Source organism: Catenuloplanes indicus (assembly GCF_030813715.1).
GTDB lineage: Bacteria > Actinomycetota > Actinomycetes > Mycobacteriales > Micromonosporaceae > Catenuloplanes > Catenuloplanes indicus.
The window spans coordinates 623,843-649,994 of record NZ_JAUSUZ010000001.1 but is presented as its reverse complement, the minus strand read 5'-3'; the positions used below and the strand labels follow the sequence as shown (position 1 = coordinate 649,994).

Annotated in this window: 26 protein-coding genes and 1 pseudogene; 13 read left to right on the top strand and 14 right to left on the bottom strand. The window is 70.2% G+C overall.

Annotation, left to right across the window (positions count from 1 at the left end):
* Positions 1–177: 177 nt before the first annotated feature.
* Positions 178–594, top strand: coding sequence for a DUF4345 domain-containing protein (locus J2S42_RS03240; RefSeq protein WP_307235045.1), 417 nt, complete (start codon positions 178–180; stop codon positions 592–594).
* Positions 595–824: 230 nt separating this feature from the next.
* Here the strand turns inward: J2S42_RS03240 and J2S42_RS03235 are convergent, their stop codons facing one another.
* Positions 825–1,310, bottom strand: coding sequence for a Rossmann-fold NAD(P)-binding domain-containing protein (locus tag J2S42_RS03235; RefSeq protein ID WP_307235043.1), 486 nt, complete (start codon positions 1,308–1,310; stop codon positions 825–827).
* Between the two features lie 129 nt (positions 1,311–1,439).
* On the opposite strand from J2S42_RS03235, the gene J2S42_RS03230 reads away from it, so the two are divergent.
* From J2S42_RS03230 to J2S42_RS03220, 3 genes are read left to right on the top strand one after another with little or no spacing between them, the layout of a single operon-like run.
* A complete protein-coding gene (locus J2S42_RS03230) occupies positions 1,440–2,081 on the top strand; it encodes a TetR/AcrR family transcriptional regulator (protein ID WP_307235042.1) in 642 nt (213 codons plus the stop codon).
* The gene (locus J2S42_RS03225; RefSeq protein ID WP_307235040.1) at positions 2,078–2,497 is read left to right on the top strand and encodes a hypothetical protein; all 420 of its coding nucleotides are present in this window, start codon (positions 2,078–2,080) and stop codon (positions 2,495–2,497) included. Before J2S42_RS03230 ends, J2S42_RS03225 begins: the two co-directional genes overlap by 4 nt.
* A 46-nt stretch (positions 2,498–2,543) precedes the next feature.
* Positions 2,544–2,888: a hypothetical protein gene (locus J2S42_RS03220; protein ID WP_307235038.1), complete on the top strand. Its 345-nt coding sequence runs from the start codon at positions 2,544–2,546 to the stop codon at positions 2,886–2,888.
* A 42-nt stretch (positions 2,889–2,930) separates the two neighbouring features.
* On the opposite strand, the gene J2S42_RS03215 is transcribed toward J2S42_RS03220, so the two are convergent.
* The 3 genes and pseudogenes from J2S42_RS03215 to J2S42_RS41865 all read right to left on the bottom strand — a co-directional run.
* Complete coding sequence (locus J2S42_RS03215; RefSeq protein WP_307235036.1) at positions 2,931–3,641, bottom strand: helix-turn-helix domain-containing protein; 711 nt, start codon at positions 3,639–3,641, stop codon at positions 2,931–2,933.
* Positions 3,642–4,219: 578 nt separating this feature from the next.
* Positions 4,220–5,074 carry a hypothetical protein gene (locus J2S42_RS03210; protein WP_307235034.1) on the bottom strand — a complete coding sequence of 285 codons (855 nt, stop codon included), beginning with the start codon at positions 5,072–5,074 and terminating at the stop codon, positions 4,220–4,222.
* A 451-nt stretch (positions 5,075–5,525) separates the two neighbouring features.
* A pseudogene (locus tag J2S42_RS41865) lies at positions 5,526–5,789 on the bottom strand (GMC family oxidoreductase N-terminal domain-containing protein); the annotation flags it as partial.
* Positions 5,790–6,249: 460 nt separating this feature from the next.
* Here J2S42_RS41865 and J2S42_RS03200 point away from each other — a divergent pair.
* Positions 6,250–7,731 (top strand): endo-1,4-beta-xylanase, encoded by a 1,482-nt coding sequence (locus J2S42_RS03200; protein WP_307235030.1) that lies wholly within the window; start codon positions 6,250–6,252, stop codon positions 7,729–7,731.
* 123 nt (positions 7,732–7,854) lie between these two features.
* On the opposite strand, the gene J2S42_RS03195 is transcribed toward J2S42_RS03200, so the two are convergent.
* The 3 genes from J2S42_RS03195 to J2S42_RS03185 all read right to left on the bottom strand — a co-directional run bounded on the left by J2S42_RS03195 (position 7,855) and on the right by J2S42_RS03185 (position 10,210).
* Complete coding sequence (locus tag J2S42_RS03195) at positions 7,855–8,337, bottom strand: GNAT family N-acetyltransferase (protein ID WP_307235027.1); 483 nt, start codon at positions 8,335–8,337, stop codon at positions 7,855–7,857.
* A 116-nt stretch (positions 8,338–8,453) separates the two neighbouring features.
* Positions 8,454–8,969 (bottom strand): hypothetical protein, encoded by a 516-nt coding sequence (locus tag J2S42_RS03190; RefSeq protein ID WP_307235025.1) that lies wholly within the window; start codon positions 8,967–8,969, stop codon positions 8,454–8,456.
* A 233-nt stretch (positions 8,970–9,202) separates the two neighbouring features.
* Entirely contained in the window at positions 9,203–10,210 is a 1,008-nt protein-coding gene (locus tag J2S42_RS03185) for an ArsR/SmtB family transcription factor (protein ID WP_307235023.1), read from the bottom strand.
* Between the two features lie 322 nt (positions 10,211–10,532).
* On the opposite strand from J2S42_RS03185, the gene J2S42_RS03180 reads away from it, so the two are divergent.
* Positions 10,533–11,120 carry a hypothetical protein gene (locus J2S42_RS03180; protein WP_307235021.1) on the top strand — a complete coding sequence of 196 codons (588 nt, stop codon included), beginning with the start codon at positions 10,533–10,535 and terminating at the stop codon, positions 11,118–11,120.
* A gap of 54 nt (positions 11,121–11,174) precedes the next feature.
* Here the strand turns inward: J2S42_RS03180 and J2S42_RS03175 are convergent, their stop codons facing one another.
* Positions 11,175–11,558 (bottom strand): hypothetical protein, encoded by a 384-nt coding sequence (locus J2S42_RS03175; protein WP_307235019.1) that lies wholly within the window; start codon positions 11,556–11,558, stop codon positions 11,175–11,177.
* Positions 11,559–12,373: 815 nt separating this feature from the next.
* Between J2S42_RS03175 and J2S42_RS03170 the strand changes: the two genes are divergently transcribed.
* A complete protein-coding gene (locus J2S42_RS03170) occupies positions 12,374–13,783 on the top strand; it encodes a non-reducing end alpha-L-arabinofuranosidase family hydrolase (protein WP_307235017.1) in 1,410 nt (469 codons plus the stop codon).
* Between the two features lie 623 nt (positions 13,784–14,406).
* On the opposite strand, the gene J2S42_RS42170 is transcribed toward J2S42_RS03170, so the two are convergent.
* Together J2S42_RS42170 and J2S42_RS03165 are read right to left on the bottom strand one after the other, a co-directional pair.
* Positions 14,407–14,592, bottom strand: a complete 186-nt coding sequence (locus J2S42_RS42170; RefSeq protein ID WP_488193135.1) for a CPCC family cysteine-rich protein — start codon at positions 14,590–14,592, stop codon at positions 14,407–14,409.
* Positions 14,593–14,961: 369 nt separating this feature from the next.
* Positions 14,962–15,837, bottom strand: coding sequence for an AraC family transcriptional regulator (locus J2S42_RS03165; RefSeq protein ID WP_307235015.1), 876 nt, complete (start codon positions 15,835–15,837; stop codon positions 14,962–14,964).
* 338 nt (positions 15,838–16,175) lie between these two features.
* On the opposite strand from J2S42_RS03165, the gene J2S42_RS03160 reads away from it, so the two are divergent.
* The 4 genes from J2S42_RS03160 (at position 16,176) to J2S42_RS03145 (ending at position 20,591) form a co-directional block, all read left to right on the top strand.
* Entirely contained in the window at positions 16,176–16,958 is a 783-nt protein-coding gene (locus J2S42_RS03160; RefSeq protein ID WP_307235013.1) for an SDR family oxidoreductase, read from the top strand.
* Between the two features lie 40 nt (positions 16,959–16,998).
* On the top strand, positions 16,999–17,397 hold the full coding sequence (locus J2S42_RS03155) for a GlcG/HbpS family heme-binding protein (protein ID WP_307235011.1): 399 nt from the start codon (positions 16,999–17,001) through the stop codon (positions 17,395–17,397).
* 141 nt (positions 17,398–17,538) lie between these two features.
* The gene (locus J2S42_RS03150) at positions 17,539–20,157 is read left to right on the top strand and encodes a hypothetical protein (RefSeq protein WP_307235009.1); all 2,619 of its coding nucleotides are present in this window, start codon (positions 17,539–17,541) and stop codon (positions 20,155–20,157) included.
* Between the two features lie 167 nt (positions 20,158–20,324).
* Positions 20,325–20,591, top strand: coding sequence for a peptidoglycan-binding protein (locus J2S42_RS03145; RefSeq protein WP_307235008.1), 267 nt, complete (start codon positions 20,325–20,327; stop codon positions 20,589–20,591).
* 315 nt (positions 20,592–20,906) lie between these two features.
* Here J2S42_RS03145 and J2S42_RS03140 read toward each other — a convergent pair whose 3' ends face one another.
* Positions 20,907–21,392, bottom strand: a complete 486-nt coding sequence (locus J2S42_RS03140) for a hypothetical protein (protein ID WP_307235006.1) — start codon at positions 21,390–21,392, stop codon at positions 20,907–20,909.
* Positions 21,393–21,556: 164 nt separating this feature from the next.
* Between J2S42_RS03140 and J2S42_RS03135 the strand changes: the two genes are divergently transcribed.
* Entirely contained in the window at positions 21,557–22,456 is a 900-nt protein-coding gene (locus J2S42_RS03135; protein WP_307235004.1) for a fibronectin type III domain-containing protein, read from the top strand.
* Positions 22,457–22,497: 41 nt separating this feature from the next.
* Here J2S42_RS03135 and J2S42_RS03130 read toward each other — a convergent pair whose 3' ends face one another.
* Entirely contained in the window at positions 22,498–22,989 is a 492-nt protein-coding gene (locus J2S42_RS03130; protein ID WP_307235002.1) for a hypothetical protein, read from the bottom strand.
* A gap of 34 nt (positions 22,990–23,023) precedes the next feature.
* Positions 23,024–24,445: an MFS transporter gene (locus J2S42_RS03125; RefSeq protein WP_307235000.1), complete on the bottom strand. Its 1,422-nt coding sequence runs from the start codon at positions 24,443–24,445 to the stop codon at positions 23,024–23,026.
* A gap of 421 nt (positions 24,446–24,866) precedes the next feature.
* Here J2S42_RS03125 and J2S42_RS03120 point away from each other — a divergent pair, with 421 nt between their 5' ends.
* Positions 24,867–25,145: a GlsB/YeaQ/YmgE family stress response membrane protein gene (locus J2S42_RS03120; protein WP_307234998.1), complete on the top strand. Its 279-nt coding sequence runs from the start codon at positions 24,867–24,869 to the stop codon at positions 25,143–25,145.
* Between the two features lie 66 nt (positions 25,146–25,211).
* On the opposite strand, the gene J2S42_RS03115 is transcribed toward J2S42_RS03120, so the two are convergent.
* Positions 25,212–26,084, bottom strand: a complete 873-nt coding sequence (locus tag J2S42_RS03115; protein ID WP_370879142.1) for a poly(ethylene terephthalate) hydrolase family protein — start codon at positions 26,082–26,084, stop codon at positions 25,212–25,214.
* Positions 26,085–26,152 lie beyond the last annotated feature (68 nt).

The following is a 26,152-nucleotide window of genomic DNA, read 5'->3' as shown; positions in this document are numbered from 1 at the left end:
CCACGAACCGCCCGGCGCCGGATCGAAAGCCAGGTCACGGCCGACCCGGCCGGCGGCCACGAGCCCCGCTGGTTCCGGACCTCAGAACCGCGACCGGCACCACGTACGACACGAGATGCCGCGGCGGGCTCAGCGGCGATCGCGCACGCGGCACCGGGCGTCGTTGCGCATCCACGGTTGATCATCATTGAGATCATGAACCGAAGGATTCTGCTCATTCTGCTGATGGTGCTGGGCGCCGTTCCGGTACTCACCGGGGCCACCGCGGTCGTGGGAGGTCTGGGTTTCAGCCCTGACGACACGAACGGCAATGTGTACTTCGACAGTGAGTACCGTTTTCTGGGAGTGTGGTGGATGGCGGCGGGCGTGCTGCTCTGGTGGTCGTTGCGCGCACCACGGCCGCGGGCCGTCGTAACCCGGGCACTGCTCGGTGTCATGGTGCTCGGCGGTGTGGCCCGGTTACTGGGCGCCGCCCTGACGGGGCTGCCGCCGGTGCCGTTCCGGGTGTCGATGGCCGTCGAGCTGCTGGTGATCCCCGCGCTGCTGGTCTGGCATCGCCGCGCGTACCCGGTGGTCCGGCCTCCGGTCGCCTAGCCGCCGATCCGCCCGGTGATCCCGTCCGTATCGGGCTGTGCGGCAGCCGGAGAACCGCCGTACGAGCTCACTTGTGACGAGCCGTGCCTGCGTGTTCAGGGTGTTCGGCGCGTCCGTGCGCACCGGGCGCCCGTCGCCGCATGGCATCTCCGAACCGTGCTGGCCGCCTTCGGCACCGCGCCGTGCCACATCCACCTCACCGCCGCGATCCACGCGACGGATCGGCTACCTCACCGGCGGTCGAAGCGGTGGCGGTTGGCCTCGATCCAGGTGGCGAGGGCGGTTGCCGGGCGGCCGGTGATGCGGGGGATCTCATCGGTGCACGCGTCGACGTTGTCCAGCCCGTGCCGCACGATCCGGGCGAACTGTTGCCGCAGCCCTTCAGCTGTCCAGGCGCCGGCGCCTCCGAGGCGTACGGTCGCGGCGAACAGCCTGCTCGGGAGCGGCACGTAGCGGACCGGCCGGCCGAGGACGTCGGCGAACGTGGCGGCGACCTGTCGGGAGGTGAGCAGACGCGGCCCGGTGATGCAGGGCGTCCGGCCGGCGTGGGTGCCGTCGAGCAGCACGGCCGCGGCCACCCGGGCGACGTCCTGCGCGTCCGTCCAGGCGATGGCACCCTCGCCGGTGGTCTGCGGGTAGAGCCCCCGGGAGATGGGCGCTGCGGACTGCACCAGGTTCTGCATGTACGCCGACGGTTGGATGATCGTCCACCCCATGCCGGACGCCTTGAGCAGCTGTATCGCACATCCGCATTTCGAAACCAACCGGTACCGGTAACCGCCGTTACCGTTTCTGGTACGGTGAGGGAGTCGGCCGCCGGCACGAGACAACGGCGAGGTCTTCGCATGGATCAACAACACCCCGACCGCTCCGCCACAGGCAGCGCGGACCGGCCGCCCGAGCGGCTACGCCCGGGGCGCAAACGCGATCACGGCCGCGACGGGGAGATCCTCGACGCCGCGCTGCACATGCTCGCTGAGGTCGGCTACGCGGGCATGACGATGAGCGCGGTCGCGGCGCGTGCCCGGGCCGGCAAGTCGACCTTCTACCGGCGCTGGCCGACCAAGGCCGAGCTGGTCCTCGACGCCATCGGCCACCTCGGGCGGGAGCGAGTCGACCTCGATCGGCTCCCGGACACCGGCACGCTGCGCGGTGATCTCATGGGGCTGTTCCGTGCGACCTCCACCGAGGACGCCGAGTACCAGTTCGCCGTCATGGCCGGGCTGGCCTCCGCGCTCAGCCAGGACCTCGGGCTGGCGGCGGCGGCACACGAGGCGATCGTCGAGCCGTGGGCGGTCGCCAACCGCGTCCTGATGCGCCGGGCGATGAACCGCGGCGAGATCGACGCCAGGGCTGACATCGAGACGCTGGCCCAAGTCATCCCGTCCATGGCGGCCTACCGGGCCCTGCTGCAGCGCCGGCCGTTCGACAGGCAGTTCCTCGCCTCCGTCGTCGACGGCGTGCTGCTCGCGGCGGTGCGCCGTTGACCGGCACCCCGCACGTGACGGATCTCGTCCGCTCCCACATGCGCCACTATCTACGGGCGCCGTTCCTGGCCGAGGACGCCCGCCGCCGGTACGCCATGACGATCACGCGCGCCGGCCGCGTCGTCGTGGAGGGCGGCATGACCTCGGCGACCGACTGGCAGCTGTACGACTGGCTGACTAGGGAACCGGTCGCCCAGGGGCACGACGGTCCGGCCGGGATGGCGTCCGCACTGCGCACGATGTACCACGCCGACAACCTGTACACCGACGTCCCGATACCGGAGCCACCCGTACCGTCGATTCCGCGGTCGTTGCAGCGTGCACTCGAGGAGTGGATCTGCAATCCGCTCACCGCCGACGAGGACATAGCCGCTGTGGTGGACTGGCCCGTGGCCACGGTGCGGGAACACCGTTAGCGCACCGCGGCTGTTCGGTCACGCCGAGTTCGCCGCCTTCGACGCCGTGGCCGCCGGCGTCGTCCTGTACGAGATGACATCGAGTTTGGTGAGCCCAGGGGAGGAGAGTGACGGTGGTGGGCGGCGGTTGTCGCCCGAGCAGGCTGCCACGGCGGCGACGGTGGCCGCGGCGAAGGCCCACGGGTTGGAGTTGACCGGCCCGAACGGGTTGCCGGCTTCGGCAACTGCCGGCAGCCCGCAGCTGTCCAACACTGCCGCCCACCACGTACCCCTGGTCGCGGCGCAATTCGATGACGACTCCGCGGCCAAGCCTCTTCAGATCCCCGAGCAGCGCACGGATCTGCCGATGAGCGGACGTTCTGATGAGGCGAATGCGTGTTTGCGGTATTGATGGTTGCCAGATGTCGGCACGATGGCAGCGCGGATTCTTCGATCAGTGTGGTTCTGTGAGCGTGTCCTGGTGAAGCTCGCGGGCGTACTCAGCGGGCGTGCGGCCATATCGTTTCTTGAAAGTCCGGATGAAATGGCTGTCGTCGGCGAATTGCCAGCGCGCGGCAATCTCCGAGATGCTCCATCGGTTCTCGGCAAGAGCCGCGCGGGCCCGGTCGAGGCGCCGGTCGGGGATCCAGGTGGCCACCTGCTGATTTTCAGCGGCGAAGGCGCGCTGGAGGGTACGGACGGAGACGTTGAGCTCGTGGGCCATCATCACCGGCGAGAGGCCTGGATCGGTGAGCCGGCGTGCCGCGAGGTCCTTCGCCGCTTGGGCCAGCGTGGGTGCCAGGCGCGGGTCCGCGGCGTCGAGCCCTTGCCGCGCTACCGCTCGAGCTAGTTCGACGAGCGTGTCCCGAGCAGCGTCTACTCCCGCCGGGCCGAGAGCAGGTAGCGTCCGGTGGACCATGCTGGCGTGTGCGACCAGTAGGCGTACCCCGGCAGAGGTGGCGGACCCGGTCACCACACGGTCGCGTAGCAGAGGCTTCAGGGCGGCGCCCGGCAGCACGAAGATCTGAGCCGTTGTGTGCGGCGGTGTTGCGAAGTGGGATAGCCGCCCGACGTGCCGCAGGACGAACCCCCCGGCCGGGGCGGTCAGCTCCGTGTTGGCCCGCGAGTCGCCGAGCGCCCATTGGCCGCGGCGGACGAGCCACAACCGGACGTGGTCCTCGCCCCGGCCCGGGTCGCCCGCCGTGCGAACGGCGAACGGCCCGGCAGACTCGGTGATCGCTACGTGCCTGCCGATGGTTCCCAGCGGCGGTCGACCACAACGCCGCAGCCCAATATGTTCCGCACCGCCGGGCGTGCGGGAGACTTCCCGACGTAGGCGCCGGAGGCACCCCCAGGACCGAGATTGCCGAAATGGTGATGAATCACCCACGCCTCATGACTTGGATTCACGGCGACATCCCGTCCTACCGGGCGCGCGATCGGAGGCCCTCGGCTCGACCATGATCGGTCAGCCGAAGTTCTCCCTCACCGAGCCGAAGCGGACGCCGGTCCCGGGCGCATCACCTAGCAGGAAGTATTAGACGGGGATCTATCTTTGATAGCCGCTCCCCTTCAGTGTCATGAAGCATAAACGAAGGATCCCTTGATGGCATGAGTCCCGACAGCGGGCGCTCCGGTGGGAGTGCGAGGCGGCCCACGGGGCAGCCGTACGCATGTTGCACGATCGGCATCCTGAATAGACGCCACCGGACCGGGGTGAGCCTCACGACCCGCAGCTCTCCGTCACGGCCGCGAGTACAGATACGTGCGGACCATCTCGCAGTCGATGTTGGGGGAGTCGTACGGCCGGTCCTGCAGCACCGACAGCAACGGCCGGTCGCCGTGCAGCTGGTCCTTCTCGTAGTGGCAGGTCAGGCGGTCCCGCACGGACGCGGCCGGGAAACGCATCAGATAGCGGGTGTCGGCGTGCAGGACGGTCAGCCAGCCGGCCTCCTCGGCGATCGGGTAGCCGATGAACACTCGGTCGCTGAGCACGTCGAACTCGTTGGGGTCCCAGGTCATGTGCTGGGTGCGCACCACCGCGGCGGCATCGACCCGGAACGCCTGCGCGGACACCCACGGCGCGTCCAGGCTGACCAGGAACTGGTAGGCGAGCACGGCCGCGGCCAGGTAGACGAACATCATGCCGCGCAGGCCGTTGAGCGTACGGGAAGGACGTTCCTTGATCAGCCGCCACAGGCCGACCTCGAGCAGCACCGCGACCGCGACCACGCCGAGTTCGACCAGCAGGTACTGGAACGGTGACGCGAGCGTGGCCACGATCGCGACGATCACGATGACCGGCCAGACGCCCCACGCTATGTTCCGCCGGTAGCGCACGGCCAGCCAGCAGGTGCCGAGCGCCAGCGCGGGCAGCACGTGGTACGCGTAGATGGTGACCGTGCCGAGCGCGACCTGCACCGGCGGGGCGGCGAGCAGACCGGTCGTCGTGGTCAGCGAGAAGTGCGCCACGCCGTAGATCTTGATCAGGACCAGCAGGATCAGCAGCGCCGACCCGGCCGCGGCGATCTCCCGCGGCCCGAACGCGGCGCTGCTCTTGCCCTCGACCCGGCCGGCGCCGGGAACGTCGTCGTCCACGGCGCTGACGGTATCGAATGCTGTCACATCCGGTAGGCGGCCGGAACCAGGTCGTAGCGTCTGGCCCAGGGCGTACGCGGTACCGCCGGCCAGCACGGACCCGGACGGCGGCACGGCGACCGCGCGGCCCTGCTCGCCGGACTGCCCCGGGGCAGCAGTTCTCCGGCGAGGGTGCGGCGTTCTTCGTGCCGCTTTCGACGGCGCGAAGCCGGTGGCACCGTCGCCCCCAGGAAACTTGACGACGATCTTGCCGAACGGCCAGGTGGCGCAGCTTGTCCGCCTCACGCGGATTCCCCGGCCGACGGTGCACCGGTTGCCGGCACAGTTGCGTGCGGCCGGTGCCGTGGATCGCATCGATGGTTACTGGTCGCTGGCGTCCGGCCTGATGGGGTTGGCGCTCCTGGGTGTCCTGCACCCACATGGGGCCGCTCTCGATGCGGTCGAACAGCCGGCGGACGTTGTCGTGTCCCCACGCCGGATCGCCGCTCTCACGGGCGAAGAAGTCCCGGTCGTCGCGGTGCCCGCGGATCCAGATGGAGACGTTGACGCTGCCGCCGCCGCCCAGCACGCGGCCCATGGCGTACGGCAGTGAGCGACCGTTGACGGCCGGGTCGCGATCGTCGCCGCCCGCTCCGACGAGCAACACCGACACGGCGGGATCTTCCGCCAGGCGCCCGGCCGCCGCCGATCCGGCCGACCCTGCTCCGCAGACCACGAAGTCGTAGCGCGATACAGACACGATGCATGCCCTTCATCTCGTTATGTTCGGCGAGTGGCATGGTTTGCGAACCGGCTACTGCGGCGAGCGGCGTCCGCTGAGCGGACGAGGTTCCGTGGCCCCGTGCGCCGGCCCGGTTCCGGTGATGCGGCCGGCGCAGCTGGCCGGTCTGCACGATGGGCACGTGCGGCAGTTGCAGGCCGCCGCCCGCGACAGGTTGCGCAAGCCGGACTGGCGACTCCCGCGCCGCAACACGGCGCCGGTGGACGGTGGAACTCCGGGATGGGTCCGTTGCCGTGGAGGCCGGGGCGGCCGCCGTGACCAGGTCATTTCCGCCGGATTGGCACATACGGTGTTCCGGAAGTTTTCCGGGAGTTGACACCGCCACGTACCGGTATCAATACTTTGCGGCATTGACACATGTCGACGTATGGCGATCGATTCGGAGGGGGTCCCCGTGAGCCGCACCACGGACCAGCGCAGGAGACGTACCAGATTGGCCCTGCCGGCGGCGGTGCTGCTGCTGGCCGGTGGCGCGGCCATCGTCCAGGGGATCACGCCGGCCGCCGCGGCCGAGACCACGCTGCGGGCGGCCGCCGCCAAGGCCGGCCTCTTCTTCGGGGTGGCGGCCTCACCCGGGCGGCTCAGCTCGATCGTGGCGCAGGAGTTCAGCCAGCTCACCCCCGAGAACGACATGAAGCCGTCCACGATCGCCACGTCCAGCGGCGGGCTGCAGAACACCGGGGCCGCCGACACGCTGGTCAACTACGCGCAGACCAACAACATGCTCGTCCGCGGCCACACCCTGGTCTGGCACTCGCAGGCCGGCGCGCTCCAGGGCGCCAACCAGGCCACGCTCAACACCTTCATCGGCAACGCGCTGACCCGCTGGGGCAACCGGATCGCGTACTGGGACGTGGTCAACGAGGCGCTGGCCGACAACAACGCGGGCACCCGGCGCAGCGAGTGGCCGCACACCCTGAACCGGGACGCCAACGGCGACGGCGACCTCTTCGACGCCGGCGACACCGACGTCATCCGCGACTCGTTCGTCCGGGCCAAGCAGGTGGTCCAGGCCAACGGGCTCTCCACCAAGCTGTGCATCAACGACTACGACGTGGAGGGCCTGACCGTCCGCGGCGGCACCCCCAACCGCAAGGCCAACGCGCTGTACGACATCGTCAGCAACTACCGGCAGTACATCGACTGCGTCGGCTTCCAGGCGCACTTCAACGACAACCCGAACAGCATCATCAGCGACGACCTGCAGGCCAACATCCAGCGCTTCGCCGACCTCGGCGTCGAGGTGCACATCACCGAGCTGGACATCGACGACGACCTGAGCAACAACGACATCGGCCAGGGGCAGGCGGACAACTACCGCAAGGTCGTCCGGGCCTGCCTGAACGTCGCCAGGTGCACCGGCATCACCGTCTGGGGCATCGCGGACAGTGAGTCGTGGCGCTCCTCCGAGCGGGGCCTGCTCTTCACCGGCGGCAACGGCAACTACCAGAAGAAGGCCGCGTACCACGCGGTGCTCGACGAGCTGAACAAGGGCCGTAGCGGCACCGGCACGCCCACCACGCCACCGGTCACCCCGACGGTCACGCCGACGGTGACGCCCTCCACCTCGCCCAGCCCGGTGCCCGCCGGATGCACGGCCACCGTGTCCCTGAACTCCTGGAACGGCGGCTTCGTCGCCACGGTACGGGTCACCGCCGGCTCCGCGTCGATCAACGGCTGGTCCGTCGGGGTGAACCTGCCCAGCGGCGCCACCGTGACCAACGCGTGGAACAGCACCCCGAGCGGCACCAGCGGCGCCGTCCGCTTCGCCAACGTCGGCCACAACGGACGCCTCGGCGCCGCGCAGACCACCGAGTTCGGCTTCCAGGGCACCGGCTCGGCGACCGGCATCACCCCGACCTGCACGGCCTCCTGACCGCACCGATGTCCGGGGCGGGCGGCGCCTGCCCCGGACGGCTCACTGAGGGGAGCGCGGCATGACGAAGGGCGGGCATCGCGGGGGTACGCGGTCGTTCGCCATCGGCGTGCCGGGCGCCGTTCAAGGGAGTTCGGTAGAACCGACGTAGCAGAGCATCCGGTAGCCGGCCCCGGGCTCAATGTTCATGAACCCGTGCCGCTCGTAGAACCTCCGGGTGTCAACGTCGACCTCATCGACGTTGATGTGCATCTCGGGGCAACCCCGTTCCCGTAGCACGTCGCGGGCCCGCGAAAGCAGCGCGGTACCGAACCCCGCACCGCGGCGGGCAGGCACGACGTACAGCTCGTCCAGCGTGGCCACCGGCCCGTCGAACCAGATCGCCGGCCGCAGGGTGATCAGGGCAAAACCTGTGGTCTGCCGGCCGTCCGCCGACAGCAGGGCGATCACGGAGTCGTCGGTCAGGATCCGCGCGAAGCGGGTCTTGAGCACGGATTCGCTGTCGGTCTCGGTGTCGAACTCGGTGTTGAATTCGTACAACAGCCGCGCCAGAACACCTGCGTCCGACGCGCTGGCACGGCGAACATTCCGCTCACCATCCTGCATACCTCCGACTATGGCAGACCGGCGCGGCCTGCGGTTGCCGGACAGCCCGGGCCCCGCCACGCCGACAGCGGCCACCCTGAGGAGCCGTCCCCACGGTGGCCGCCGATCCGATCAGGTCAGCAGGCTTGGACGTACCAGGCCGGCACGAAATTGAAAGCGGCGCCCTGGCCCGGAGCGGGGTTCGCGATGGTGGCGCGGTTCCGGTTCTTGATGTAAGCGCGGGCGCCCCCGTCGTTGTTGTTGTAGTACCAGCCCTCGCCGTTCCAGTTCTGCAGCGCCCAGTCGGAGCCGTTCCGGCGGCAGTGATAGAACGAGAAGACCTTGCCGCCCGCGGCCGGGGTCAGGTTGGTGTAGAGGCAGAAGTGGCTGACCGGGCAGGCGACGTGAGTGGTGCCCTCATTGGTCCAGCAGTCGGCGGCGACGTTGAGGTTCGCGCAGTAACCGACGCCGGTGACGCTGGCGTTCTCGTTGCCGGCCAATGCGGAAGCCGGCGCCATCGCCGGACGTTCGCCCCGGCCGCCGTCGTCCGTCTGGACCGCTCCGGCGCTCGCCGACGCAGACGCGGCTGCCGGAACGAGCGCGGCCGCACAGGCAAGCGCGAGAATCGCCAGTGCCCTGGTGAGTTTCTGCATGGTGCTTCCTCCCGTGAAAGGTGTCGCTGATCGCTTCGGGCAGGCGCAGTACGGAGAGTCCGTACTCCATCGATGCGCCTTGCCGTACGACGGCGTGATCAGTGCGCCGAGGATGAGAAGCGCTGTCGCCGCGACGACACCGCGCCGGCGTACGGAGCCGTAAGCCCTGAGGGAATTCTCAAGGCGGCGTTCGCTCACCTCAACGCCTTTGCGCCGAGCCTGAAACCCGCTGCTCAGGCTCCCGATGCCCGAAGCAGATCGGCGCCGAGACCGGTCAGGGTGTGCACGACGGCTCCACCGCGCCTACTGGTGACGATCAGACCCGACCGCCGCAGTACCGCCGCGTGCTGGCTCGCCGAGGTGACGGAGGTGCCGGCCCGCTGCCCGAGTTCAGTGGTCGTGCAGGGCGTTTCCAGCGCCCGTAGCACCGTGGCTCGCGTGAAGCCCAGCAGGGCGGACAGTTCGGAGTCGTCGCCGGCGTGCCGCGCGGGCCGCCCGGACGCGGTGAACGAGCTCCGCACCGGATGGACCAGCACCGGCGGCAACGCCGGATCCACCAGCGTGACCACGTCACGCCAGCAGAAGTAGGAGGGGATGAGCAGGATTCCGCGCCCGTCCAGATGCAGGTCGCGGTCCACCGGATAGCCGATCTCCAGCACCGGGGGACGCCACCGGCTGTCCGGGCTGACGCTGGTCAGCACGGCTACCGGCCCGCCGTCCAGAAACGCCTGCGCTGTCCGCCGCCGGTCCGCCTCGACCTGTGCCACGATCGCACTCCAGGTCGGCGAGATCACTGTTGCGTAGTAGGCCCGGAACAGCTGCCCGAGTTCCGTCATCGCGTCCGCATCCGCTTCCGCGACCGTACGCATCCAGGTACGCATCGACGGCCCGCACGGCAGCGTGCTCAGCTCGGCCCGGACCTGTCTCCGCGGAACCGACAGCATCGCGTCGAGCCCGGCCTCGAGATCGGTGGTTCCGCTTGCCGGCGTCAGAAAGTCGGGAAAGGACCCGACCGCCGGGTTGAGCGCCATCAACCGCGCCGCCGAGTGGCCCAGCCGCGCCCGGCTCTCCCTGCGCCACCCGGCGAAAACCCGGGCACCACGCTGAGTCTGCAGCAGATGCATGCTCAGTACGCTTTCCCACATCGGATCCGGTCCGCTGGCGATCCGCACCCGAGCCAGATCATCCGCGGTGAAGTGAATGCGCAGCCGACTACGCATGGGAGCGGCACCGCCGGTCATATCGGCTCCTTCCGAAGACCCGTCCCGATCGCAGCCAAACACGCACTCTTCCGGCAGTGCCACGCTCGGTCCAGAAGAAGACAAACTTCACTGAGTGAGCGCCGAAACCGGCAACTGGAGACGGAAGTCCACGTCCTGATACGCGCCGCCGCGTATTTCGCCCGGGAGGACCGCAGCGTAGGCCGCAGTGTCGCCGTAACCCGGTCGGGCCGCGGGCGCCGGCTGGCAGAAGGAGGCTTTCCTCCGCGCCGTCCGTGCTCGTCTGTCACGTGGTCTACCGCCGGTTCGGTGGGAGGCGGCGGATGCGGTCTACGGTGGGGGGATGACCAGCATCCCGACCGGCGTCGCATGGCGCCTCTACCTACGCGCTCTCGCCGAGGCGGGGTTTGACGTTGCGTCCGTCGGCGCCTGGATCGCCGCCGGCGCATTGCCCCCGGCCCGTCGGCGCCTCGCCCGTGGGGCGTTGGTGGCGGCCACCGTTGCCGTGGCGATCCCGGGGGTCCGTGCGATCCGTGCCGATGTCCACGGCGCCGCCGAGCCGGTGATTCCGGGTGCCCGCTCCGGGCTGCCGTTCGTGGACGCCGGTATCAGGGTCCCCGCCGGTGAGCCGTCCGGAGAGAAAGCATCAGCGCGGCGGCGGGTTGTCCTGGCCGGTGCCGCCGGCCTTGCCACCGCCGTGGCCGTCTCCGCCGGCGCGGCCATGGCCGTCCGCCGGCTGGAGCGACGCTGGCTGGAGCGGCTCACCCGGCAGGGTCACCCGCACCCGCACCGGGCTCTGGGCGTGCGGATGGCCGCGTTGTACTCGGTAGTGGTCGTACCCAGCCGGCTGCTCGCTGTCCGGCAAGCCGCGGAGGCCGGCCGCCGGGAGAACGCGGCGGGCGGCGGAGACGCCACCACCGGCACAGGCTGACCGGCAGCGGGTGGCGTGAGCCGGTCATGCCGATGCGAACGCATAGCGAAGCCGCTACCAGATGACGACACCGCCGCCTACCGCCCTGGCCCGGTGTATTGCCGCATATATGTTGGTGAGATAGTAGAGAATTCGGTCCCTGTCGCGGATCGTCGCATCGGAAAGATGTTCGACGTTGTTCTCCAGCAATCTGCATTCCTGCTCCAAGGCGTCGAGCTGGTCGGGCGGAACCTGAAGATTGCCGCGGTTCTGCTCCGTGATGTCAGCGAGCTGTGGCAGAAAGGTCGCGCCGAGACTGCGAGCGGCCGACGATCCCCAGAGTTCGTACCGGAAGTTCTCAGCTCCTACTCCGGTACTGACACCCGGCGGGCTGCCGACACTCTTCCGGCCGGCGTAGGCGCCTTCGTCCGGTACCCATACCGAGATCTCCAGGCTCATGCCGAAACTCCGCTCCACCTCGGACGACGGCGCCCATGGTAGCGATGATCATGCGCGCAGCGGGAGCGGCTCCCGCCCCGTCGGCGGTTCAGTCGCTGTCCGGTACGGGCTCCATCACGTCTCCCCAGGCGCGGTCTGCCCACGGGTGTCCATCGATGCTCAAGCGCCCGGCCACGACCTCGTCGACGAAGTCCGGCCGCGTGACCCCGACGGATTGTTCCGACCACCACAGCGAGTCGCACTCCGTACAGACGTAGAACCGAGTGCTGTCGTCTGTGAACCGGTAGGGACGAACCCGGTCCTGGCCGCACTCGGGACAGGGTGTTCGAGAATTCACGACGGCCAAAGTATCGCGCGCCCTGTCCCGTCGGCACGGCGGCTACAACCGTCGGCGATGCCTCTGCTGCCGCGGTCCGTCCGCGTCGCCGCGCCGGGCGGGTCATGCCGGACAGCTGGATGTCGCCGTGCCGACGCTGCCCGGGCCTGTTGCCCAAGGTCGGCATCGTGATCAGGCGCTCCGCGTCCTCTTCGGTCGCCGCCGGGGTGGGTCGGCCCGTCGGCGAACGTCACGTTCCGTATGCAACCAGGATCGCCCAGCGTGTAAGCCGGCACGCGTTCGTGTCGAGCGCAGTGCGTCGGTCCGGGGCGCTCGGCCGGAGTGCCACGTTGCGGGAGATGCGGGCAAAGGAGTTCGGCGTAGGTGCTCAGCTATCGATGAACCTAAATTCGAGGTAACATGCCAGTAACGCGTTGTTAGCGCTAACAACGCGGCCTCAGCGGCTCCGAGAGCCCCACCTCCGCCAAGGGGAGAATCTGTGAACAGATCCAGAAAAGTGAATGCCGCTCTGGCCTCGGCCTGTGCCGTGCTGCTGGGATCGGCTGCGGTCGCGGTGACGATGCCGGCCAGTGCCGCCGCAGCGGGCTGCTCGGTCAACTACACCATCGCCTCGCAGTGGCAGGGTGGATTCGGCGCCAACGTATCCATCAAGAACCTCGGCGACGCGCTGAGCAGCTGGACGCTGACCTGGACATACGCTGCCGGGCAGACTGTGACCCAGTCCTGGAACACCTCGCTGACCCAGAACGGTTCCTCCGTGACGGCCAAGAACGTCAGCTACAACGGCTCCATCGACACGAACGGCGAGGTGTCGTTCGGCTTCAACGGCTCGTCGAACGGCAGCAACCCGATCCCGTCCGACTTCGCCCTCAACGGCGTGGCTTGCACCGGGCAACCGGCCACCCCCACCCCGCCGGTCACCCCGACCTCGCAGCCGCCGTCGAGCCCGCCGCCGTCGAGCCCGCCGCCCTCCTGCGCGCTGCCCACCTCCTACCGCTGGTCGTCGACCGGCCCGCTGGCGCAGCCCAAGTCCGGCTGGGCGTCACTCAAGGACTTCACCATCGCCCCCTACCAGGGCAAGCAGCTGGTGTACGCCACCACCCACAGCAGCAGCGCCACCGGTGGCTGGGGTTCGATGAACTTCAGTCTCGTCGACAACCTCAACCAGCTCGGCTCGGCCAGCCAGAACACCATGAACCAGGGCACTGTCGCGCCGTCACTGTTCTACTTCGCGCCGAGGAACATCTGGGTCCTCGCCCACCAGTGGGGTCCGACGTCATTCTCGTACCGCACGTCGACCAACCCGGCCGACGCCAACAGCTGGTCGGCCCCGCAGCCCCTGTCGACCGCGCAGATCACCGGCTCCAGCACCGGCGTGATCGACCAGACGATCATCGGTGACAGCCAGAACATGTACCTGTTCTTCGCCGGCGACAACGGCAAGATCTACCGCCAGATCATGCCGATCGGGAACTTCCCGGGCAGCTTCGGCTCCAACTACACGACCATCATGAGCGACACCTCGGAAAACCTCTTCGAGGGGCCGCAGGTGTACAAGGTGCAGGGCCGCGACCAGTACCTGATGATCGTCGAGGCCAGGACCAGCTCCTGGGAGCGCTACTTCCGCTCGTTCACGGCGACCAGCCTGAGCGGCACCTGGACACCGAACGCGTCGACCTACAACAATCCGTTCGCGGGCAAGGCCAACAGCGGCGCCACCTGGACCAACGACATCAGCCACGGCGAGCTGCTGCGCACCAGCGCGGATCAGACGAACACGATCGACCCGTGCAACTTGCAGCTGCTGTACCAGGGCCGGGCCACGAACTCGGGCGGTGAATACGCCCTCCTGCCGTACCGGCCGGGTCTGCTGACCCTCCGCCGCTGACCCGACCGGGTGAGACAACCAAGGGCGGGCCTGCTTCCCGGCAGGTCCGCCCTCCGGTCACCAGCCGGCCCGGTGGCTGTGTTCCATCTGGCGCTGAGCGTGCGCGGGGTCGCGCGGAGTCACCGTGGTCGACTCGGTTGGCGCGCTGGCCCGGCGCGACATCATTCGGAAGCGTCGCCCGTCTCAGTGCGTCAGCCGGCAGGCGGGATCCGCGCTGCTGCACACGATTACCTTCGGGATGGAAGGGCAGCGCCACAGGTACTGATCGAAGTCGATCGCCATGCCCGGGAGGCTGTCCGGATCCGCCAGCGGCCGCACGGCAGCGACAGCACGTACCGCGTCGATGAAAGTGGTTTCTTGTGCGTTCTTCTGCTCGTCGACATGAGGTCCCGGGGATACTGCCTCCTCCCGCCAAGCAGTCCCGGCGCCGCCGCCACCGGTAGAGCCCGGTTCGGTCCGCGGGCCAGAGCGCCATCTGCCCGCCGCGTGGCTCGAATCGGTCCCGGCCGACCTCGATGGGGCGCCAGAACGGTTCCCGATCGAAATCTGCGCTCTCGGCGCGCATCCGGACTCGAACGGCCTCACTGTCGGTAGCCGACATGGCGAAGCTGTGCTGTGCCCGATCAAAATGATCGGTTCGCACCGCCGGATCGATATGGCCAGCGAAGCTGATGGACGTCGTCCTCCACCCGCATAGCCGCCAGGACCTCATGAGGTCCTGGCGGTACCGGCAGAGTTCGACATCCGCAGCACACGCAAAAGGCGACGTTTGTCCACGGAACCCGGCCTGCACGACGCGGTACCGCCATGTCGCGCGGAGGTCGGCGCGCAAGAACACAACCGGCAGCCATGCTCACGTCACGCGGTTCCCGCCGCAAGGTCACATGCAGTGATCTGCCGCAAGGTGGTGTCTGCAACCGGTGGTCCGGTGAACATGGCGCTGTTCCCGCCAGGGCGGCGGAGCACACGCTTCTTCTGATCGGTCATCGGCATATCGCGTGCGCGGATCTGCCGCAGAGAGCGCCTTGCTGCTTGTGGTCAGCGCGGCGGATGGTCGAGCGCCAGCGCATACGGCCGGCCTGGCTGCCGGGTTTCCAGCCGCCGGTGAGGGCGCGAAGGACACCGGCCTTGACGATGGCCGGGGTGGGTTCCCGGCCCTCAACTGAACGGCGCTGCGGCTAGTGGAAGGGCGGCGGCTCTGGCGATAACGAGGCCTGGCGGCGGGCGTCCTCGCTGGGGGACAGGCCGAAGAGGCGGCGATACTCGCGGCTGAACTGCGAGGGGCTTTCGTAGCCGACGGCGTGAGCGGTGGCGGCGATGTCGTCCGGGGCGGCCGCGAGGAGGATCCGTGCCCGTTGCAGGCGAAGCTGCTTCTGGTACTGCACCGGGCTCATCGTGGTGACCTCGCGGAAGTGGCGGTTGAGGGTCGGGACGCTCACGTCGATGTGGCGGGCCAGGTCGCCGGCGCGGATGGGCTGGTCGTAGCGGTTCTCGATCCAGCGGGCCGCGCGGCGCACGAGCGCGAAACGGTCGTCGGCGCGACCGACCTGTCGCACCAGGGCGCCGAGAGGGCCGGTCAGCAGGCGCCAGTGGATCTCGCGCTCGAGGCCGGGGGAGAGGACCGGGAAGTCGCGGGGCCTCTCGACCAGTCGCAGCAGGCGCAGTACCGCGTCGAGCAGGTCCTCGCCGGCCTTTGCCACACCCATCGCCGGGCCGATGAAGGGCTCTGCCTCGGGCGTCAGTTCGGCGACCAGGTCGGGGCGCAACGTGAGGCCCACCGCGAGGAACGGATCGGCACGGGTGATCTGGCCGGTGACCGTGAGATCCATGGAGTAGATGAGGTACTCGCCGTCGCCGTACCGGAGATCACTGCCGGCCAGCATCGTGCGCTTCTGGCCGGCGGCGACCAGGATCAGCATGGGCTCGACACGGGTGCAGGCCGGAGCGCCGACGTCCTGCGAGGCCAGCAGCACGCAGCCGGGGAGCCAGCTGCCACGCGGGGCCAGCGCCTTCAGCCTGGGAATCAAGTCGCACAACTGTGCCAGGGCATCCACGTCGCCGAGTATGGCACCGGATCTGATCTTGCAGCTCCGCGACGAGGGGCATTGATCGGATCGTACGTCGATCTGAGCGCATCGTTATAGGGCGCGGCGGTCCGATGACCCGAGGATGGTGCGGTGACGGAACGTGAAACCCCGCTCCGGGTCAACGAATGACCTTGCGAGCCGACAACCCGAACGACACACGGCCTTGGGCGGCAGCGCGGTATGGCCCACCGCGGCCAGCGGAGGCTGGCGCACGTGGGAGACCACCCCTTCTGCCGACGGCTTCCGAGGCAGAACCCGCCTCGGTCACCCGCGTCCCCATCGATACCCCCACGCCAGGAGCAACCATGACCACTTTCCTCATCACCGGTGCCGGCAGCGGATTCGGCAAGGGCGTCGCCCTGCGGCTGGCCCAGCTCGGACACCGGGTCATCGCCGGGGTCCAGATCTGGCCTCAGGTCTGGCAGCTGCGCCACGAGGCTGAGGCCGCCGGTGTCCAGCTGGAGGTCATCAAGCTGGACACCACGAACGAGATCGACCGAGCTCACGCCTTCAGCTACGACATCGACGTGCTGTTCAACAACGCAGCCATCATGTACGCCGGCCCGGCCACCGAGGTCCCCGAGTCGCTGTGGCGCGAGTCGTTCGACGTCAACCTGTTCGCCAACATCGCGATGACTCGCGGCTTCATGCCCGCCCTGGTGAAGAAGGGCGCGGGCAAGATCGTGTTCGTCTCCTCCCTCGCGGGCTTCGGCAAGGTGCCGTTCCTGTCCCCATACGCAGCGACCAAGCATGCCTTGGAGGCCTTCGCCGGCATCCTGCGTCAGGAGGTCAAGGACTACGGCATCACCGTACAGACGGTGAACCCCGGCCCCTATCTGACCGGATTCAACAACCTTGGTTTCGAGTCGATCTACCAGTGGTACGACGCCGACACCGCGACCATCGCCGCCCCTCCCGCCTACTCCGAGGACGATTTCCCGCTCACGCAGTACGAGCCGGAGCAGATGGTCTCCGCGATCGCCGACGTGCTGACCGGGAAGGTGAGCGCATACCGCACCATGCTGCCCCCCGAGGTCGAGAAGCAGGCGAGGGCCGACCAGGCCGCCGAGTGGGACAGCACGATCTGAACGCCCACCACCCGCAACCCCACGTCGCAGGAGCTCCCCCATGACCGATCTCAGCCTCGACCGCGCCCGCGGCATTCTCGACGCAGCCCTCGCCGCTGCCCGGGACGCCGGGGTGCCCTTCAGCATCGCCGTTGTCGACGCCGGCGGACACCTCAAGGCCTTCTTCTCCCAGGACGGCGCCACGCTCGGCAGCATCGACATCGCCGTCAGGAAAGCCCGCACCGCGCAACTGTTCAGGATGCCGACGGGCACCCTGGGTCGGTACTCCCAGCCCGGCGGGGCGCTCTACGGCATCGAACTCACCAACGGCGGTCTGGTGACCTTCCCCGGCGGTACCCCCCTGATGGCCGACACCACGCTCCTCGGGGCCATCGGCGTCAGCGGAGGCCTTCCCGAGCAGGACCACAGCGTCGCCACCGCCGGAGCAGCAGCACTCTGAACGACACCGTCCGAGATCCGGCCGGATCACCCGGCTACCTCGGCCCCGTGGACGGCCACGCGGCGATGGGCGAACGCCGGGCGATGAGGACCCGGCTTCGGCCGTAACCAAGAATCGACATGTTTTGCTAGACAGGGGTGCATGCGAAGAACCCTGTTGACGGCCGCGCTCGCCGCGGTCCTGGTGGCCGGCACCGGAATCCCGGTGTCGGCTGCCGCGCCGGGAGCCGCCCCGCCCGGCTGGTCCATCGAGGACGGCACGCTGACCTGGCGCTCGGAGTCGGTGATACCGATCGGTGACGCGATGGTCGAGTTCTGGGCCGGTGACCGGCTGCTCGGCCGTCCCGCACCCGACGCCGGCCAGCGCACCCTGCGCCTCGACGTCGGCGCCGGCCCGCTGCCGGACGACCTGACCGTCAAGGTCGGCGGCCGGCCGCTCGGCGCCCGGACAGCGACCCGGGCACCGGCCACGATCACCGAGATCGCGCCGTTGCCCGCCAACGAGGTCGACCCCGGCGTCAGAGGCCCGTTCACGACGGTACGCGGCAGCTACGAACTCCCGGCCGTGACGCTGCCCGGCATGCCCGCACCGGTTGAGATGCTCGCCGAGGTCGTCGCACCCCGCAACGCGCCCGGCGCCCGCCCGCTCGCGCTGTTCCTGCACGGCCGGCACCTGTGGTGCTACGCACCCGGCGGCGGCACCGACTACGCGCTCGACTGGCCGTGCGCGCCCGGCAGCGTGCCCGTCCCCAGCCACCTCGGCTACCTGCAGGCACAGGAACTGCTCGCCTCGCAGGGCTACGTCACCGTGTCGATCGCGGCGAACGGCATCAACGCCCAGGACGATCCGCTCGACGAGGCCGGCGCCGACGCCCGCTCCGCACTGGTCCGCCGGCACCTCGAGGTGTGGGCGAACCGGGCGTCCGCACCGCCGATCGTTCGGTCCGTGCCCGCCGCCGACCTGTCCAAGGTGCTGCTGGTCGGCCACTCCCGCGGCGGCGAGGGGGTCAGCCGGGCCGCGACCGACTCGCTCACCCCCGGCGCCCGTCCCCGGTGGACGATCCGCGGGCTGCTGCTCATCGGCCCGACGATCTTCGGGCAGAACCCGGCGCCGGACGTGCCGTCGGTGACGATCCTGCCCGGCTGCGACGGCGACGTCAGCGACCTCCAGGGCCAGATGTTCGCCGACGCGACCCGCGGCGTCAGCAAGGGTCGCGCGCTGCACAGCGTGCTCTACGCGGTCGGCGCGAACCACAACTACTTCAACACCGAGTGGACGCCCGGCCAGGCCGTCGCGCCCGCGAACGACGACTGGTTCCTGCCGGAGGACGCGGTGTGCGGAACGGACGCACCCACCCGGCTCACCGCGGCCGCGCAGCAGACCATGGGTGCCACCTACATCGCGGCTGCCGCCCGGCTGTTCGTCGCCGGTGACGACCGGGTCCGGCCGCTGCTGGACGGCACCGGCCGCCGGGCGCCGTCCGCCGGCCCGGCCCGCGTGCTCAGCCACGCGGTCGGCGGCAACCGCACCACCGCGCTCCTGCCCGCCGCCGGCTACCGCACCGGCGGGGGAGCGCGGCTCTGCGACCAGGTCAGCCGTGACGAGCGGGCGGCCTGCCTGCCGTTCGCCACCTACGGCTCGCCGCACTTCGCCGTCTACCGGTGGCTGTTCGACGAGCCTGGCCGGCATGCGATCCGCTACGACTGGACCACGGCCGGCACCCCGATGACGGTCAGCCCGCCGGCCGCCGCCCGGCTCGGCTCCTCCTCGCACCTGGCGCTGCGGCTCGCCGTACCGGAGAACACGCCGGCGAGCACGTTCGGCGTGTCCGTCACCGACACGGGCGGGCGGACCACCGCGCTGGGCGACGTCACGCTGACCGGGCTGCCCGCCGGCGAGTTCGGCACACCGGTGTGGGCGCAGGAGGTCCGGGTGCCGCGCAAGGGCGTGCGGGACGTCGCGACGCTGACGCTCACGCCCCGTGCCGCAGTCGGCACCGCCTGGCTCATCGACGCCTGGGGCTGGTCACCCGGCACCCCGGACCCGCGCACGAGCGCGCTGCCCCGCGTCGACGTCGCGGGCCGCGTCGTCATCGAGGGTGGTCCCGGCGACGAACAGACCTATCAGATCCCGGTCGCGGTCACCGGCGCGGCCGACGGCCGGATCCGCCTGTCCGTGGTGCAGCCCAACGGCGCCTCCAGCGTCAGCTGGACCGCCACCGTCCGGCCCGGACAGACCACAATCGACGTGCCGGTGACGGTACGTGGTGACGACGTCTGGAACCACGACCAGGAGATCATCGAGGTGCTCGCGAAGGCGGAGACCGGCGTGGTCGTCGGTGACTACGTCGGCACCGTCGACGTGCGCAACGACGACCCGGCCGGCACCGTCACCGCCGGGCCGGCCACCGGCACCGTCACCGAGGGCGGCACGCTCACCTGGCGCCTGACGCTCTCCGCACCGTCGGAGTCCGACTACGCCCAGACCCTGTACGCGGCGTTCCCACCGGCCGGCGGACCCGAACTGTCCACCGCGGACGTCGACCCGCGGTGGCTGCTCGACACGTTCGGCGTGCCCGCCGAGCCGGCCCGCCCGCTGCACGAGGTCGTGTACTGGTGGCCGTACATCCCGGCCGGGTCGCTGACCGCGGAGTTCGCCATCCCCACGATCCGCGAGGACCTGGCCGAACCGGCGGAGACCGTGGAACTACGGTCGATCACCGACGAGCGACCGCCGCTGACCGGCGTCGTGACCGATTAGACCCGATTCGGGGGTACGCCGAACGCGTACCCCCGAACGGCTCCTTACGGGTCCGGATCGGCCGAAAGTCGTAGCGGATCCACAGCCGGTTCAGGTCCTTTGCCGGAGGTACGCACAGGTTCACCTCGGCATCCTGGAACAGCACCCCGGCTTCCAGGGAGGACCCGATGACGGTGACGACGACGATCAACGCGCTCGCCAGGGCGCTGTCCGGAATCGTGGACGACACGGCCAACCCACCCGCCGACGACCGCACCGTCCGGCGCCTGCTCGAGGCGCTGCGGGTCGGCACCGGCGACGGCTCGCCCGACGCGCTGTCCCGCGCGGTCCGCCGCTTCCAGGCCATGGCCGGCCTGCCCACCGACGGCGTCGCCGGCCCGCGCACCGTGCACATGATGGTGACCACGCTGCGCCAGGCCCGGCCCGCGGTCTGACGCCGCGATCACCGGCGAGGCGGGTTTGCCGTCTCACGGCCGGCAGCGGCGGGTCGAGCACCCCGACCACAGGGAGGGGCACGGGCCGGCACCGTGCGGACGGTTCCGACGAGGTCGTGACCACCGATGCGCGGGTCGGTGAAGACAGCTGCGCGGACCGGTTGCGATGGCTGCGCGGGCTGGTTGCGGCGGCTGCGCGGACCGGTTGCGGCGGCTGCGCGGGCCGGTGGAGACGGCGAAGCCGCCCGGCTTCGCGGTGCCGGGCGGCTTCTGAGGTGGGGTGACCCCCGCCCGCTGCGCGGGCTGTAGCGGTGACTAGCCGATCGTCTCGACACCGGCCGCGCTGCAGGCGGCGTTGAAGTCGGCGTTGGCCTTGCCGAGCGCGGGCGACTCACCGGCGGTGGCGGTGTCCGCGGCCGCGGCGGCCGTGTTCAGCTCCTTGACGTAGGCCTGGGCGGCCTTCGCCACGTCGCTGGTGCCGCCCTCGGCGACGGCCAGCACGCCGGCCAGGTCCGACCACGCGGCCTTGACGTCCGCGTCGCCGACGGTCTTGCCCGCGGCCAGCGCGTCGGTCGTCTTCTTCTGGAAGGCCTTGGTGTTCGCCACGGCCGCCTCGCAGATCTCCTTGTCGGACGCGCCCGCGGCGGCCGGCGCCTCGGAGGTGGCCGGTGCATCGGTGGTCGCGGCGGCCGACGACGGCGCCGGAGCGGCGGTCTCGGTGGTCGAGTCGTCGCCGCACGCGGTCAGCGCCAGCACGGAGACACAGAAAACGGTGGACGCCACGAGGCGGATGTTCTTCACGGCGCGGGATGCTACTAGATCAAAAACTTCTTGATCAAATACGCTTCCGGGGCTATTGGCGGCATCCACGCAGTGTGACCTTCGGGTCGGAGCGTCCTAAATCCACGGTCGGCGTCCCCGGCGGCCGCTAGCATCGGCGCCGGCCGATGACGAGGGAGGGCGCGATGCGTACCCGGGCAATGCTGGTGATCGCCGCCGTGCTGGCGGCCGTGCTGGTCCCGCTCCCGGCCTCCGCCGCGGTGTCCGGCAGCCCGCCGCCGCACCTGTTCGCCGACGACTTCGCCGACCAGGATCTGGCCGGCTGGCAACCGGTCGGCAGCTGGGAGCCGGCCACCACCACCTGGCCGTACTACTGGCCGAACTACGTGCGCGGCACCGGCCGGCTGGAGATCGCCGGCTCGTCCGGGTGGACCGACTACGGGCTGCAGACGTCGTACGTGTACAGCCCCGGCACCGGCCTGGTCCTTCGCGCCCAGCCGGACGGCCGCCACTACCGCCTGGTGATCCGGTACAACGCCCAGGTCGCGATCGAGTACGTGGCCGCGGACGGCACCGCGGAGACGCTCGCGCTCTACACCGGATTCGGCGCCGGCGCGTGGCAGGGCATGTCGTTCCAGGTCAAGGGCGATCTGCTGGCCGGCCAGATGCTCGGCATCCCGGTGCCGGTGACGCTCTACGCCCACGACACCCGGCTGCCGTCCGGCGCGGGCGGGCTGACCGACGGCAGCTTCGACGACGTTACCGCCGAATCATTCGAGACCCCAGCGCCGGGTACGCCGGACACCCACCATCCGAAGCAACCCGCCCACCCGCGCGTCCAGGCGGCCGATCCGGGTTATGCCACGGTCGCGTGGGACCCGGCCGTGGACGACACCGCGGTCACCGAGTACGCCGTCTACCGCAGCGGCGACTACCACGCACCCGGCGTGCTCGTCGGCACCGCACCGGCCGCCGGCTCACTGCGGGTGCCGCGCGAGCCCACCGGCTTCAGCTTCTTCACGATCGCGGCACGGGACGCGGCCGGCAACGAGTCACCGGTGTCCGTACCCGCCGTGCTCTGGTAGCGCCCGCCACCGGCGCGTGCCGGTAGCGGGCGGTGCCGGGGTCAGGAGGCGTTGAGGTCGACGCCCTCGGCCTTGCAGGCGGTCTCGAGGTCGGTGACCGCCTTCTGGTACGACGGGGACTCCTCGGCCGCTGCCACGTCGGTGGCCGCGGCGGCCTTGGTGAGCTCGGCCTGCACGGACTGCGCGGCCTTCGCCACGTCGCTGGTGCCGCCCTCGGCGACCTTCAGCTCGGTGGCCATGGCGGTCCAGGCCGCCTTGATCTCCGCGTCGCCGAACTCCTGGCCGGCCTTCAGCGACTCGGCGAGCTTCTCCCCGAACGCGGTGGTGGCCTTCACGGCCGACTGGCAGATGTCCTTGTCGGACGCGGCCGCGGCGGCGGGCGCCGCAGAGGCGGTGGCCGGAGCACCGGTGGTGGCGGCCGCCGACGGCGCCGGAGCGGCGGTCTCGGCGGTGTCGGAGTCGCCGCCGCACGCCGACAGCGCGAGAACGGAGACGCAGAAAACAGTGGACGCCAGCAGGCGAGTGTTCTTCACGGGCGCGGAGTGTAGTTGATCAACTACGAGTCGATCAAATGTTCTGATCGGACCGGGTCCGCGGCATCGCCAGGACCGCGGCGACGGTCAGCGCCGCCGCGACCGCCACGGACGCGAAGACCCAGGTGGTGGCGGAGACGATGGTGTCGAAGTCGTGCTCACCGGCGCCCGCGGCGATGATGCCGGTCGCGATCGCGCCGAGCACGGCCACGCCGACCGCGCTGCCGGCCGTACGCGCGAAGATGTTCCCGCCGGTGACCACGCCCCGCTGCTCCCAGCCGACGGAGGACTGCGCGGCGATGAGCGTCGGCACCGCGGTCCAGCCGAGGCCGAAGCCCATGACGAACGTGACCGCCGCGACCGTGAACGGGCTCGGCCAGGCCGCGGTGACCGCCAGCGCGACCGCGCCGGCGGTGGCGATCCCGCTGCCCACGATCGCCGTGGTCCGGAAGCCGTACTTGAGGTAGAGCCGGCCGGCGTTGCTCGCGGCCAGCGGCCAGCCGATCGTGAACGCGGCCACCGCCAGCCCGGAGACCAGCGGCGCGGTACCGATCGAGTTCTCCAGGTAGGTGGGCGCGAAGCTGGTGACGCCGATCAGCATCGCGCCGACGCCGAACCCGACGCAGGTGGTGCTGAGAATGATCGGCCGGCGCAGCAGATCCAGATCGATGATCGGCTCCGCGGCCCGGCGCTCGATGAGCACGAACCCGGCCAGCGCGACCGCGCCGACCGCGAACATGGCCACGCTCGGCACGGACCGCCACGCCCACGCGTTGCCGCCCTCCAGCACCGCCAGCATCAGCGCGGTCAGCGCGACCGTCAGCGTCACCGCGCCCGCGTAGTCGATGTGGTGCTCGCGCCGCTCCACCGTCTCCCGGTGCGCGCGCAGCAGCATCCATCCGGCCGCCACGCACAGCGGCACGTTCACCAGGAAGATCCACCGCCACGACGCGAACTGCGCGAACAGGCCACCGGCCGTGGGCCCGAGCACGGCCGCGGTGGCCCAGACCCCGGCGATGTACCCCTGGACCTTGGCCCGTTCCTCGACCGAGTAGATGTCCCCGATGATCGTCACGGAGACCGGCGCGATCGCGCCCGCGCCCAGCCCCTGCAACGCCCGGAACGCGATCAGCGCGGTCATGTTCCAGGCCGCCGCGCACAGCACCGAGGAGATAAGGAACACGGCGATGCCGACCAGGATGATCGGCTTGCGCCCCACCGTGTCGGCCAGCCGCGAGTAGATCGGCACCGACACGGCCTGGGTCAGCAGGTATACGGAGAACAGCCACGGGAACTGGTCGAAGCTGCCCAGCTCACCCACGATGCTCGGCACCGCGGTGGCCAGAATGGTCGTGTCGATGGCGATCAGCCCGGTGGAGAGCATGAGAGCCAGCAGGATCGGCCCACGCTCCGAGCGCAGGCCGACGGTCGCGCCGCGGCTGTTGTCACTGGTCATAGGAAAGATCAGCCTAGTCGCTCCGGCGCCGTCCGCCACCGCAGGCGACCGGCGGGGCCCGGTGCGGAACCCGGGCCGCGGCCGGGACCCCGCCACCGTGGGTTCTCGGTGACCGGCGGCGGGACCGGCTCCGGCGCGGCGGCCGGAGCGGAGCTGTCAGCGGAGTCGGAGGCCTCCGCGCGGTTGGCCCGCTCCGAGCGTGCGGGCCGCACCACGCCGGGAGCGGGAAGATGAATGTGTGGCTTTTGGTGGTGTGGTCGCGGTCACCTAAACGATGTAGGAAGTTCTCAGACTTCGTGGATTGAAAATCGGCGAGGGCGGGAATCCATCTGTCGACCGGCTGGGGCCGGTTACCGGCAGGAGAGCGCGGCTCGAACCCCCGAGTCGCCCCGGGACCACTGGATGGTCAAAGGAGAGCAACGTGACCGTCACCGGCATCATCACCGCGCTGATCGTGGGTCTCATCATCGGTGCGCTGGGGCGCCTCGTCGTCCCCGGCAAGCAGAACATCCCCCTGTGGCTGACGCTCGTCATCGGTGTCGTCGCGGCCCTGCTCGGCACGGCCCTGGCCCGCTTCACTGGCCTCGCCGAGACCCGCGGCATCGACTGGTGGGAGATCATCTTCCAGGTCGCGTTCGCCGCGATCGGCGTCGCGATCGTCGCCGGTGTCGGCGGTCGTCGCGGCCACCGGGCGCTCTGACCGTCGCCCGAACCTCACTTAGCGGCGCCTCCCACGACGACGTGGGAGGCGCCGCTGTGTGTGCGGTCAGGAGTGCGGGCAGGTGTCGCGGTACTCCTGGATCGCGGAACCGGTCGGCGCCGGGCAGAGGAACTGCTCGTAACGGGTGTCGTTGTCGATGAAACGCTTGAGCCAGGAGATGCTGTACTTCGCGACCGTCACGTTCGTCGACGTCGGCGCCGAGTGCGAGGCGTTGTTGAGCTCCAGGTACGCCTTGTCCAGCGTCGACGGCAGGCTCGTGTAGAACGGCTCGGAGTGCGAGGCGACCGGCGCGACCGTGTCGTTCTCGGCGCCGATGATCAGCGTGGGTACGCGGTCCGACGACCACGACTTGGTGCCGTGCCACGGCGTCAGCGGGATCGCGGCCTGCAACGACGGCCGGGTCACCGACGCCGACAGGCTGCCACCGCCGCCCATCGAGTGCCCCATGACGCCGAGCCGGGTGGCGTCGATCCGGGTACGGACCGCGCTGGTGCGGGTCAGGTAGTCCAGGGCCGCGAGCAGCTGGGTGCCGCGGGAGGCCGGCTGGTCGAGCGTGTTCAGGGTGTCGATCGTGATCACGACGAAGCCCTGCGAGGCGAGACGCGGTCCGAGCCAGGCGACCGAGGACTGGCTGGCCGTGAAGCCCGGGGAGATCGCGACCGCGCCGAACGTGCCCTCGGCGGTGCTGGTCGGGTAGTAGATCGTGCCGCCGCCGAACCCGGAGACGCTGGACCGGGCGACGGTCAGCCGGGCCGTGGCGAACGGCCCGGTAGCGGCCTCGATGCCGGCGGTGGTCGGGGCGGGGCCACGCTCGTAGGGGTTGGCGGCCAGCGCCGGCGAGGCGACGGTCTGGCCGGTCAGGGTGAGGGCGGCCGCCAGGACGGTGGCGGCGATCAGGCGCCGGTGCGGGAGGGGCACGGCGGGCTCCTTATATCGATGGACGGCGTTGGAGGTGCGCGTCGTCATCGTGGCCCGGGGAGGCTACT